13 protein-coding genes, 2 tRNA genes and 1 rRNA gene are annotated in these 11282 nt (G+C 47.5%); 1 reads left to right on the forward strand and 15 read right to left on the reverse strand.

Annotation, left to right across the window (positions count from 1 at the left end):
- Positions 1 to 103: 103 nt before the first annotated feature.
- The 5 genes from CF651_RS26815 to map all read right to left on the reverse strand — a co-directional run bounded on the left by CF651_RS26815 (position 104) and on the right by map (position 3588).
- Entirely contained in the window at positions 104 to 1228 is a 1125-nt protein-coding gene (locus tag CF651_RS26815; protein WP_425436334.1) for a hypothetical protein, read from the reverse strand.
- A complete protein-coding gene (locus tag CF651_RS26820) occupies positions 1225 to 1764 on the reverse strand; it encodes a hypothetical protein (protein WP_094017928.1) in 540 nt (179 codons plus the stop codon). Before CF651_RS26820 ends, CF651_RS26815 begins: the two co-directional genes overlap by 4 nt.
- Positions 1761 to 2390 (reverse strand): RNA polymerase sigma factor, encoded by a 630-nt coding sequence (locus tag CF651_RS26825; RefSeq protein ID WP_245856174.1) that lies wholly within the window; start codon positions 2388 to 2390, stop codon positions 1761 to 1763. Before CF651_RS26825 ends, CF651_RS26820 begins: the two co-directional genes overlap by 4 nt.
- Before the next feature lie 313 nt (positions 2391 to 2703).
- Positions 2704 to 2778: transfer RNA gene (locus CF651_RS26830), tRNA-Arg, on the reverse strand.
- Positions 2779 to 2841: 63 nt separating this feature from the next.
- Positions 2842 to 3588 (reverse strand): type I methionyl aminopeptidase, encoded by a 747-nt coding sequence (map, locus tag CF651_RS26835; protein WP_094017929.1) that lies wholly within the window; start codon positions 3586 to 3588, stop codon positions 2842 to 2844.
- Positions 3589 to 3775: 187 nt separating this feature from the next.
- Here map and CF651_RS26840 point away from each other — a divergent pair, with 187 nt between their 5' ends.
- The gene (locus CF651_RS26840) at positions 3776 to 3961 is read left to right on the forward strand and encodes a hypothetical protein (RefSeq protein WP_094017947.1); all 186 of its coding nucleotides are present in this window, start codon (positions 3776 to 3778) and stop codon (positions 3959 to 3961) included.
- A 109-nt stretch (positions 3962 to 4070) separates the two neighbouring features.
- On the opposite strand, the gene CF651_RS26845 is transcribed toward CF651_RS26840, so the two are convergent.
- From CF651_RS26845 to rrf, 10 genes are all read right to left on the reverse strand, one after another.
- The gene (locus tag CF651_RS26845; RefSeq protein ID WP_094017930.1) at positions 4071 to 4214 is read right to left on the reverse strand and encodes a small acid-soluble spore protein P; all 144 of its coding nucleotides are present in this window, start codon (positions 4212 to 4214) and stop codon (positions 4071 to 4073) included.
- A gap of 23 nt (positions 4215 to 4237) precedes the next feature.
- Complete coding sequence (locus CF651_RS26850) at positions 4238 to 4420, reverse strand: hypothetical protein (protein ID WP_094017931.1); 183 nt, start codon at positions 4418 to 4420, stop codon at positions 4238 to 4240.
- 16 nt (positions 4421 to 4436) lie between these two features.
- Positions 4437 to 4784, reverse strand: a complete 348-nt coding sequence (locus tag CF651_RS26855) for a hypothetical protein (protein WP_094017932.1) — start codon at positions 4782 to 4784, stop codon at positions 4437 to 4439.
- Positions 4785 to 4969: 185 nt separating this feature from the next.
- A tRNA-Ser gene (locus CF651_RS26860) sits at positions 4970 to 5059 on the reverse strand.
- A 47-nt stretch (positions 5060 to 5106) separates the two neighbouring features.
- Positions 5107 to 6387 carry a serine--tRNA ligase gene (gene serS / locus CF651_RS26865; protein WP_094017933.1) on the reverse strand — a complete coding sequence of 427 codons (1281 nt, stop codon included), beginning with the start codon at positions 6385 to 6387 and terminating at the stop codon, positions 5107 to 5109.
- Positions 6388 to 6398: 11 nt separating this feature from the next.
- Positions 6399 to 6971, reverse strand: a complete 573-nt coding sequence (gene pdxT / locus CF651_RS26870; RefSeq protein ID WP_094017934.1) for a pyridoxal 5'-phosphate synthase glutaminase subunit PdxT — start codon at positions 6969 to 6971, stop codon at positions 6399 to 6401.
- 26 nt (positions 6972 to 6997) lie between these two features.
- A complete protein-coding gene (pdxS, locus tag CF651_RS26875) occupies positions 6998 to 7879 on the reverse strand; it encodes a pyridoxal 5'-phosphate synthase lyase subunit PdxS (RefSeq protein ID WP_094017935.1) in 882 nt (293 codons plus the stop codon).
- Between the two features lie 120 nt (positions 7880 to 7999).
- A complete protein-coding gene (locus tag CF651_RS26880; protein ID WP_245856175.1) occupies positions 8000 to 9289 on the reverse strand; it encodes a D-alanyl-D-alanine carboxypeptidase family protein in 1290 nt (429 codons plus the stop codon).
- A 132-nt stretch (positions 9290 to 9421) separates the two neighbouring features.
- The gene (gene guaB, locus CF651_RS26885) at positions 9422 to 10879 is read right to left on the reverse strand and encodes an IMP dehydrogenase (RefSeq protein ID WP_094017936.1); all 1458 of its coding nucleotides are present in this window, start codon (positions 10877 to 10879) and stop codon (positions 9422 to 9424) included.
- A 319-nt stretch (positions 10880 to 11198) separates the two neighbouring features.
- Positions 11199 to 11282, reverse strand: a 5S ribosomal RNA gene (gene rrf / locus CF651_RS33445); the annotation flags it as partial.

The raw sequence follows: 11282 nt of genomic DNA on the forward strand, positions 1-11282 counted from the left end.
ATAATGCTTGCTGCCCTTTCCATTGGGAAATAAATAGCACGGCACCGAGCAAAATAAGGGAAACACCCATAGAGAGTGTGCCTACACGCCATTTTTTCATCAATTAGCCCTCCTCCCTCTTGTTCTTATTCTTGCCCTGGCTGCCCATAACAAGCTTCAAGCCGCCGCCGATTAGAAGAACGGATACGATGAAGGTTTGGAAATACTGATGAAATACAGCTGAAATCCTTTCCTTCGGGAAGAGCCGGTCCAACGTGGAGAGCAGCACTTCATCGGTCAAGTAGTACAGACCCAGCAGCAGCAGTACGATCCCGACCCATTTCTGATGGTTTATAAGCCAATCGACAAACGGCACATCCTTTATTTCCTCCTGCCCCTGCTTAGATATTTGCTGCAGTGCATCGAAAAAGCTGTAAAACCACAAAATCGGAATCAGAAACAGGAAAATCGACAGCCTCAGCACATCCATGATATAAATGCAGAGGAAGAAAGCGACCATCAGCTGCAGGCCCCTTTTTTGCAGGCCGATATACATATGTCCCGCTCCCGGCACGATGGACAGGAATGTCGCGATCATCTTGCTTTTCTTTCCGTCCTGACGGCTGTCTTGAAAATCCTCGAACATCGTCTGATCGACGAGAGGGAGTCCGTTCTTTTTCTTGTTCAGCTGCTGAATGCAGTCGAACATGCAGTACAGCCAAATGACCGGTAGCACGCCCAGAAAGGCGAGGAAGCCTTCGCGGTGTGTCAAAGCCGTCACGAAAATGATCATGACCAGCGAACCGAAGAATGCCATAAGAAAAGCAAGTCCCCGCTGCATCAAGCCGAGATGAAAGTGGCCAAGTCCCGGGATCAGGGAAAGAAACACCGTGAACATGCGTTCGTTATCCCCTTGAGGGGAAATCGTATAGGCCCCAAACGCCTGAGCTTCGCCCCCTCTCTCCCCTTGCTGCACCCCATACCGCCGATCCCGGTCCTTTAGCAAATAGATGATCATGTCAATCAAATTAATCAAGCCTGCAAGGAACGCAATGACCAGCAGAAACGCCAAGAACTCGTCAGCATGCCGCACCTCGCCCGTAACCAATAGCAAGAAAATAATCATCATCGGGCCGAAAAATCCGGCGCCATAAAGAAAGGCTCTTCCCTTCCGATTCATATACAGATGACCCGCGCCGGGTATAAAGGACAGCAGCAGCGCAGCCATCGGATTTTTATATTGCATTATCGCGTTCCCCCTCGTTCTTGTTTCCCTTGTATCGAATCCAGCATCACGATCGTTTTATTCATAATCATTTGCGATACAGGGATATGCTGTTCCATCTCCCCCTGATCGGGCAGTCTTGCGTGCAGCGCTTCTCCCTGCGCATTCTCATGCTCTATTCGATCCATGATCGTTTGAAATGCCCCCGAGCCCATCAACAGCATGGTAATGGAGGCCGCTACAGCATAGTGAAATATCGGATGGCGCAGCCAAGCGCGGGATTTCTTTTCCATTGGTTCTTGTTTCTTTAAAGGCTCGGGAGAAAGGGCTGCTTCCTGTGGTACGATCGGCTGAAGCCCGTTCATCACTCGTTCGATGGCCGCTTGATGCCCCGTCCATACAGGGTAAGAGCTTGATGCGAGGTCCAAGCTTTGCATATACAGCTCCAGGCATTCATCACACCCGCAAAGGTGTCCTTCATAGGCCAGCTGCTCTTCCTGCAGCATGGTTGACTCCTGCATCACATACCGTGTCCACTGTTCCAGGGTGTAATGCTTCATTCCCAATCCTCCTCCTTCCAATGTTTACGAATCCACTGCTTGGCTCTGTAAAGCTTCGACTCCACCGTCTTCAGCGCCACGCCTTGCTCCGCGGCAATCTCCTGATACGTCTTTTCCTCCATATAAAAGGCAACCACCACATCGCGGTAATTGACCGGCATGTGGTCCAAATAGTCCCGAATCTTTTGCTGCTGCTGCTTATTCAGCACCTCGTCCTCTAAGGAATATACATTGTCTGTCGGGACGTGCTGCTCCATTTCATCGCTCAATTGCTCTCGCTTTCGCTCCATCGCCCTCTTGAAGTCGATGGCTTTATTGACGGCAATACGGGTCATCCATGTTTTCAAGCCCTGATGACGGTACTGAGGGAGAGAAGCATATATTTTCAACAGCACTTCCTGTGTGACATCCTCGGCGTCCTTCGTCGACCTCAGCACCGAATAGACCACATGAAAAAGATACGGACCGTACTTGTCCATCAAGCAGCGAAAGGCTTCCGCCTCGCCTGCGATTGATCGTTCGATCCACTCCGTCTCCTCTATAATCGTTCTCCCCCTCCTCTCCATACAATAGACGCTGTGTCCCTGCACAACCCATGCACTGTGTTGATAAAAATGTTTGAACATGTAATGGCAGCCCAAAAAAGCCCCGATCCTTGTATTATATAGAAGCTTTCTGCTCTTGCCGTATGTAATTAAAAGGAATGACAGTTCAGCTTATTCTAGCTGTACCTCGGCCTCTGATAATGGATACCCATCCGGAGAGTCGCATCTCCTCTTTCTGGCACACTTCATCCGGAGGCAGCCCTCCTTTGGAGTTTCCCAGTTCCTCTGTATCCTATTCCAAGTTGGACTCCAAGTAGGGTGCTGTAAATGCAAAAAAGCCGGCATCTCGAGAATATCATTCTCACTGCCCGCTTTATGATTCAGTAAAATCTCATGGCGTCCCCGGCCAGAATCGAACTGACATTTGATCTTTAGGAGAGATCCGTTCTATCCGTTGAACTACGAGGACACATGATAATATTATACCATAGGGCATACCCCAGCGTCGAGGATGACATTCGATACCTCCAGCTTAAAGCTTTGTGAGAACCTGAGGGCCTTCCTTTGTAATTGCGACGGTATGTTCGAATTGAGCCGACCAGCCGCCATCCCAGGTCCGGGCTGTCCAACCATCCGACTCGATATACATGTCTGGAGAACCCTCGTTAATCATCGGTTCAATCGTGATTACCATGCCTTCCTTCAGCTTGAAGCCTTTCCCTGGCGTGCCCACGTGCTGGAATTTGGGATCCTCATGCAGTGCCCGGCCAATCCCATGGCCAACGAGATCACGAACCACAGAGAACCCCGCATTCTCTGCATGCCTCTGAATAACGTGCATCACGTCCCCGATGTGCTTTCCGATTACAGCCTTGGGAATGGCTAGCTCAAGGCATTCCTGAGTAATTTGAATCAGCCTCTTCGCTTCTTTAGAAGCTTGCCCTACGGTATAAGTACGTGCGGAGTCTGCCATCCATCCGTCCACGCTGCAGACGATATCTATTTTAACTATATCTCCGTCCTGCAGCGGTGTCTTGTTGGGGAAGCCGTGGGCAATGACATCATTCACAGAGGCGCATGTAGCAAAAGGGAATCCGAGATACCCTTTCGTGACCTGCTTCGCTCCTTGCCGGAGGAGAAATGCTTCAACGAAATCGTTGATCTCTAATGTCGTGACACCTGGACGAACCATAGCAGCAATAGCTTGGTGGCACTTGGCAAGAATACGTCCTGCCTCCCTTATTTTCGCAATTTCTTGCGGCGTTTTTAGGATGACCATCGCTACCCTCCTTCATTTCCTGTATGCTCTATCGTACGCAAAGACACATGCGAATGACCCATTCCAAGGATGAATTATCGCAAGTAATCCTTAGCTCATGATTTTTGGAGTGATCTCCTTCGTCAGTTCTCTTTTATAAATCTTCATGGTAGAATGAGGAAAGCATATGGGTGAGGTGTTGAGCAGCATGTTGGACAACCATCAGTTCTATATTGTATACGATGATTTTACGATTGCTATTTATTCGCTTTTGGACGATGTATGCGAGGAGTTGGCCGCTGGAGGAACACTATATGGTTATGCGGATGATGAAGATGTGGCACAAGCATTGCTGGTGGAATGCTTTCAGTATTTGACCATGCGAAATACATAGATGAGATTGAACGTTCCTTCCTCTACCGTCTTGGTGGGCCGAAGGGACGTTTTCTACTTTTAAAAGGAAAAGAACCCTTTTCAGGGTCCTTATATCGTCTAAAAAGATTTTACCCCTCACCATTGTTATGACGGGTATGATTTTGCTGCTTTACCTTCTTGGAGCCGGATAAAGGCTCAGGCTGGCTATTTTGCTGGCGCTGGTTTTTTTGACCGCTTGGAGGATTGACCGGTTGCGCAATATCCTTTGGCATGAGATTCGTCCCCTTCCGTATCGTTAATCTTTGTCCGTCAGAATGGAATTGTTCGTTGGCTTATCGTGGTTAAGCGCATCTTGATGACGGTGGTCATTGGTTTGCTGCTGCACTTGCTGCGCTTGATGGCTATTAACAATCGTATGGTCCAAATCCTTCACGACATTTTGCAGATTTTTATCTACTGCACTTTTATTTTTAGTCACGGCTCGTCCCTCCGTATTACCTGTTTGTCACAGCTTGAAGCAGCTGCGCACATTCATGAATATGCCGTACATAATCATCGACCATCGTTTGGATCGTATCGGTTCGTTCATCCACGTTTCGGCCGTCTCTTTCGACATCGATCAACTCGACCTTCACTTCTCTGGAGTCAACATACGTGCATTTGAAATCAAAGCTGTAAAAGGAATGCCCCGCCGTTGCGATATGGACCCAGATCACATTCGCATCCGCTTCGTCCGCCTTTACCTCGGCTTTATCTGAAGCGTTAAGTACGGTAGGCAGCGACTCTGTCCATGCTTGTACCAGCTTCTGTTGATCCACCGTAAGTGTATCTGTCTTCGCCATCTTATTAACACCTCCACACCCTTTAAGGTGCGGAATGGAAAACATCTTTATACCCGGAATGCTATCACAAAAAAAGGAACTACAGCCACCATCGGACAACAAAAAAGCTGTACCACCCAGGAAGGGTGACACAGCTCTATATATGTAGACGATTATGATTTTGAAGCAATGCCATAAAATAAATATGGCGGAGAGGGTGGGATTCGAACCCACGGAGACCTCACGACCTCGGCGGTTTTCAAGACCGCTGCCTTAAACCACTCGACCACCTCTCCGGGTGACAAATTGCATTGTATCATATGTTAGATGCAATTATCAAGCGCTATTTTTTGGCGATCCGTTCGATATGATTCATATACGGACGAAGCACTTCAGGAATAATCACGCTTCCGTCTTCCTGCTGATAATTTTCAAGAATAGCCGCAACAGTACGCCCCAGAGCAAGGCCAGACCCATTCAGCGTATGGACGAATTCCGGCTTCGCTTTCGCATCTCTGCGGAAACGGATGTTGGCACGACGCGCCTGGAAATCCTCAAAATTACTGCACGATGAAATTTCACGGTACGATTGGCTGCTAGGAAGCCATACTTCCAAATCGTATGTTTTGGCCGATGAGAATCCAATATCCCCTGTACACAAGGATAATACACGGTATGGCAGCTTCAGCAATTGAAGTACCTTCTCCGCATCCGCGGTTAACTTCTCCAACTCATCGTAGGAAGACTCCGGTGTTGTCAGTTTCACGAGCTCAATTTTGTTGAATTGATGCTGGCGAATCAAGCCGCGGGTATCCCGACCAGCAGAGCCGGCTTCAGAACGGAAGCATGCGCTAAACGCAACAAAGTACTTCGGCAGCTCCTCCACGGTCAAAATATCTTCACGATGGTAATTCGTTACAGGCACCTCAGCGGTTGGAATCAGAAAATAGTCCGAATTCTGCAGCTTGAACACATCTTCCTCAAACTTCGGAAGCTGGCCTGTCCCTGTCAGACTGTCCCGGTTTACAATGTACGGAGGCAGCATCTCTTCATAACCATGCTGATCGCTGTGAAGATCCATCATGAAGCTGATCAAAGCACGCTCCAGTCGGGCGCCCAGCCCTTTGTAGAACACAAAGCGGGAGCCTGTAACTTTTGCAGCGGCTTCAAAATCAAGAATGCCAAGCTCCTGGCCTAAGTCCCAGTGGGCCTTCGGCTCAAAGGAGAAGGAAGCGGGATCGCCGATACGGCGAATTTCCACGTTGTCATCCTCCGACCTTCCGACAGGTACCGTATCGCTAGGTACGTTAGGGATAGACATAACAATGCTATCCAAATCGACTTCCAGCACACGGATCTCATCGTCCAACGCTTTAATGCGGTCACCGACGCCTTTCATTTCTTCAATGAGAGCATCGGCATCCTGCTTTGCTTTTTTCAATGCGGCTACTTCCTGAGAAACCACATTGCGTCGGTTTTTCAGCTGCTCCACCTCTTGAAGCAGCTCTCTGCGCTTCAGGTCAAGGCTCGAAAACCGGCTGATATCTTCAAGGCTTTTGCCGCGATTCGTCATCGCCTGCTCCACCTTGGCTAAATCATTTCGTAACAACTTCAGATCTAACAAGTAGACCCCTCCTACCTCGTTTCACGTACCATGTCTAAAAAATATGCGTGCATCCGCTCATCATCGGTTAGTTCCGGATGAAACGAGGCGGCTAACAGATGCCCTTGACGTGCAGCAACAATCTGGTCACGGTACGTAGATAACACCTCAACTCCATCGCCCACCGATTCAATTAACGGTGCACGTATAAATACCGCACGGACATCATCCGCAATTCCTTTGACGACCAGATCGGTCTCAAAGCTTTCCCGCTGCCGTCCGAAGGCATTACGGGCAACCTTGATGTCCATCAATTGAAGATGTGCCTCCGATTGACCGGCGATTTCCTTGGCTATGACGATAAGTCCCGCACACGTGCCAAAAATCGGCTTGCCTTTGGCCGAAAAAGACTGCAGCGCATCAATAAAATGATATGTACGCATCAGCTTCCCGATGGTCGTACTTTCGCCACCGGGAATGATGATGCCGTCAATTTCATCGAGCTGTTCCGTACGCTTTATGATGACCCCTTGGCCGCCGGCCTTTTCAATAAGTTTTATATGCTCGGCTACGGCGCCTTGGAGAGCTAATACTCCAATTTTCATCGTGAATCCATCCTTTTACCGGACTATTACCAGCCGCGTTCTTGCATGCGTTGCGTAGCATCCAGCTTGGAAATTTCGATCCCTTTCATTGGTGTACCCAGGTTTTTCGAGATTTGAGCGAGATGAGCATAATCCGTATAATGCGTTGTTGCTTCGACAATCGCTTTAGCGAATTTCTCTGGGCTGTCGGATTTGAAAATACCCGATCCTACGAAAACGCCATCCGAGCCCAAGTGCATCATCAAGGCAGCATCCGCTGGAGTCGCTACACCGCCTGCTGCAAAGTTAACAACCGGCAGCTTGCCTGTTTCATGAACCTGAAGCAGCAGCTCGTAAGGAGCGCCAAGGTTTTTCGCTTCAGCCATCAGCTCGTCCTTAGCCATCGCTTGCACCTTTTTAATTTGACCGACCATCATACGCATATGACGAACCGCTTCAACGATGTTACCAGTTCCCGGCTCACCTTTGGTACGGATCATGGAAGCACCTTCTCCGATCCGACGCAGCGCTTCACCCAGATCTCTTGCTCCACATACGAATGGAACCGTGAAGTCTCTTTTATTAATGTGGAACACTTCATCCGCAGGAGTCAGCACTTCACTCTCATCAATGTAGTCGACACCCATGGATTCGAGGATTTTCGCCTCAATGAAATGACCGATCCGTGCTTTCGCCATAACCGGAATGGAGACGGCCTTCATTACTTCTTCCATAATCGTTGGATCCGCCATACGGGCTACGCCGCCGGCTGCACGAATATCCGAAGGTACCCGTTCCAAAGCCATGACTGCCGATGCACCGGCTGCCTCAGCGATTCTTGCCTGCTCCGCATTCATGACGTCCATAATGACGCCACCTTTTTGCATTTCCGCCATACCCTTTTTAACGCGTGAAGTTCCCGTTTCCATCTTTCAATTCCTCCAAACCTATATCGATAAAATTTCGTAAATCCCTTGGTCAGCACAAACTACTAAACAATTATTTTACAGGAATACCTTTAAATAAACAACCAGTTTACTTGGTTTTTATTACTTCTTCTTCCCTGAAATCGTATCGACGAAGAAATCCTTGATGGCCCGGAAAAACAACCGGAACCAGCTGCCTTTTTCCACATCTTCATTGGCGATCAGATTCGCCGTTTTTTCCGTTCCCTGATAAGTTACTTTCACTGTACCTACTACTGCACCCTTAGCGATAGGAGCCACCAGCTTGCTCTCATCCGCAGGCTCTGCCGTAATGACGAATTGGTCCGGCGTAGCACCTTTTTTCGCTACAATCGAAAGTCCTGTTTGTGTCACAACTGGCACTTGCGTTTCTACGCCTTTTTTAATATTTACTGTTTTCAGTGAATCTATTTCAGCCTTCGCTGTCAGCACTTGCTTCATCTCAAAGTTATTGAATCCGTAATCAAGCACTTTTCTGGTTTCTTCAAAACGCTTTGGCTCTGTCTTCGTTCCCATTACAACACTTATCAGACGCATGCCATTTCGCTCAGCTGTGCCCGTAAAACAGTAACCTGCATCATCTGTAGATCCTGTTTTCAGACCGTCCAGCCCCGGGTATGCATATTTTTTAAAGTTAACATTATCCTTGTTCCCTTCTAACATCCAGTTCCAGTTGATCATCGGGGCTTTATCTTTTTCACGAAACTTCTTAGAAGGCTGCTTTGTAAAATCAAGTACTTCTTTATGGTCTTTAAGAATATTATAAGCAATTATTGCAGCGTCCTTAGCTGTCAGGAGCGTTTCTCCCTCGATTCCCTTAGGAGCATACTTGCCTAGATCGACACGAGATAGCCCAGTAGAACTAATAAAATGAGCCTGGTTGGATAGACCCATTTCCTTGGCCTTTTCGTTCATCATCTTAGCAAAGTTCTCTTCAGAACCACCGGCAATAAATTCAGCTAACGCAACTGAAGCATCATTTGCGGAATAAATAGACATAGCTCCAAATAAATCCTTAACAGTATACTGTTCTCCTACAGCTAGAAGATCACCCGAACCAATAACATCAGCCGAATATTGACTAACTTGCACCATGTCTTCCCACTTAATTTTCCCGCTCTTTACAGCCTCCATCACCAAATATTCCGTCATCATTTTGGCCATACTGGCAGGTGGCAGCGCCGCATCTGCATTGTTTTCGTACAAAACTTGGCCCGTACTGGCCTCTATCAAAATGGCGGATTTCACATCCAGCTTCAAATCAACCGCTTCCGCCGCCTCCGCTTTATTCGGTTGGATCCATAATGCTGTACCTAATTGGACAATGATAGCTAACGTGACAATTACAGCTACACGCCTTACTGAAAGCAACACGTTCCCACTCCTCGCTTATGATTTTTGCAAACACGTATGTCCTATTGTACCACAGCCTATCCCCCTGTTCAAAAAAAAGAACGGCCGCCCCATAAGGCTCCGTCCCTCTTTTCTTCAAACATTTCTATAATATTACAAAGAGTAGTTAGGCGCTTCCTTTGTAATCTGAACATCATGCGGGTGGCTTTCGCGCAAGCCTGCACCTGTAATACGAATAAAGGAAGTTTCGTTAATAAGCGATTTGATGTTCTTTGCACCACAGTAACCCATACCGGAACGCAAACCGCCGATCAGTTGATACACCGTGTCTGCCAAGGAACCTTTGTAAGCAATACGGCCCTCAATTCCTTCCGGAACCAGCTTGCTCTCGTTTTCTTGGAAGTACCGGTCCTTACTGCCTTCTTTCATGGCACCAAGGGAACCCATACCACGATATACTTTGAATTTCCTACCTTGATAAATTTCCGATTCACCTGGACTCTCATCCGTACCGGCGAACAAGCTTCCGATCATAACTACACTTGCTCCAGCCGCGATAGCTTTCGTCACGTCCCCAGAGTACTTGATGCCTCCGTCTGCAATGATCGGCACGTTATATTCTCTAGCTACCGTTGCGCAATCGTAGATTGCTGTAATTTGCGGTACGCCAATCCCTGCAATAATCCGCGTCGTACAGATCGACCCTGGACCAATACCGACCTTTACCATCGATGCACCGGCTTCAATTAGATCTTTCGTTCCCTGACCCGTTGCAACGTTACCTGCACAGATTGGAAGGTCCGGATAAGCTTCACGAATCATTTTTACCGTATTGATGATGTTGATGTGCTGTCCATGAGCGGAGTCTACAACCACCATATCGATTCCTGCTTCTACAAGCGCCGCAGTGCGCTCCATCACGTCTTTGGATACACCTACTGCCGCCCCTACCAAAAGACGTCCATGCTGGTCTTTAGCCGAGTTAGGGAACTGAATAGCCTTCTCGATATCTTTAATCGTGATGAGTCCCTTTAAAGTGTTGTTTTCATCCACAATCGGCAGCTTCTCAATCTTATGTCTTTGCAAAATGCCTTCGGCTTGCTGGAGCGTCGTTCCAACCGGAGCCGTAACCAGATTCGAGTGAGTCATCACTTCTTTAATTTTGATCGAATAGTCGTGAACAAAGCGAAGGTCGCGATTCGTTAGAATGCCCACCAGCTTCTTATTCTCATCACAGATCGGTACACCGGAAATGCGGTACTTGGCCATAAGCTCTTCAGCATCGTACACATGATGTTCTGGTGTAAGCGAGAATGGGTTCGTAATTACCCCGCTCTCCGAACGTTTTACACGGTCTACCTCTTCCGCTTGCTGAGCAATGGACATATTCTTATGAATAATTCCAATGCCGCCTTCTCTGGCCATCGCAATAGCCATTTTCGATTCTGTTACAGTATCCATCGCCGAACTAATTAACGGAATATTTAATTTAATATTGCTTGAAAGCTGTGTAGAAATATCGATCTCTTTCCCAAATACCTCCGACTTACTAGGCATCAACAACACATCGTCGAAGGTTAACCCTTCCTTAGCAAACTTTGATTCCCACACGAACGTAGTCCTCCTTATTTTTACTTACCCGCAGATATTATTGCAATATTATCAAAATGCCTTTTTTCATGTCAAGCACATATTCCATTGGAGTCCCACATTCATCCAATCCGACCCAATAGTATGACAAAAGAGCAAACAAACGCGACTTTCATCCTTATTTATTCAGTATTTCCCCTACGCTTTAAAAAAACTAACTTATTTTCAAACTAAACTTCAATCCAAGCATAACACCAAATTATTTTATATCACGAATAAACCAGTCATGGAAAAAACAAAAAAGACCCTCTTGGTCTCAAACCAAAAGGATCTTTTTCGTGCTTGGCGACGTCCTACTCTCCCGGAACCCTGCGGTTCAAGTACCATCGGCGCTGGAGGGCTTAACGGTCGTGTTCGCGATGGA

It is taken from the genome of Paenibacillus rigui (genome assembly GCF_002234615.1).
GTDB classification, from domain to species: Bacteria; Bacillota; Bacilli; order Paenibacillales; family NBRC-103111; genus Paenibacillus_S; species Paenibacillus_S rigui.

Excerpts from the sequence above, each read along its gene's own strand:
- CF651_RS26820 (WP_094017928.1), bottom strand. The coding sequence starts at position 1,764 with ATGAAGCATTACACCCTGGAACAGTGGACACGGTATGTGATGCAGGAG.
- CF651_RS26825 (WP_245856174.1), bottom strand. The coding sequence starts at position 2,390 with ATGTTCAAACATTTTTATCAACACAGTGCATGGGTTGTGCAGGGACAC.
- map (WP_094017929.1), bottom strand. The coding sequence starts at position 3,588 with ATGGTCATCCTAAAAACGCCGCAAGAAATTGCGAAAATAAGGGAGGCA.
- CF651_RS26840 (WP_094017947.1), top strand. The coding sequence starts at position 3,776 with ATGTTGGACAACCATCAGTTCTATATTGTATACGATGATTTTACGATT.
- CF651_RS26845 (WP_094017930.1), bottom strand. The coding sequence starts at position 4,214 with ATGCCAAAGGATATTGCGCAACCGGTCAATCCTCCAAGCGGTCAAAAA.
- CF651_RS26855 (WP_094017932.1), bottom strand. The coding sequence starts at position 4,784 with ATGGCGAAGACAGATACACTTACGGTGGATCAACAGAAGCTGGTACAA.
- pdxT (WP_094017934.1), bottom strand. The coding sequence starts at position 6,971 with ATGAAAATTGGAGTATTAGCTCTCCAAGGCGCCGTAGCCGAGCATATA.
- pdxS (WP_094017935.1), bottom strand. The coding sequence starts at position 7,879 with ATGGAAACGGGAACTTCACGCGTTAAAAAGGGTATGGCGGAAATGCAA.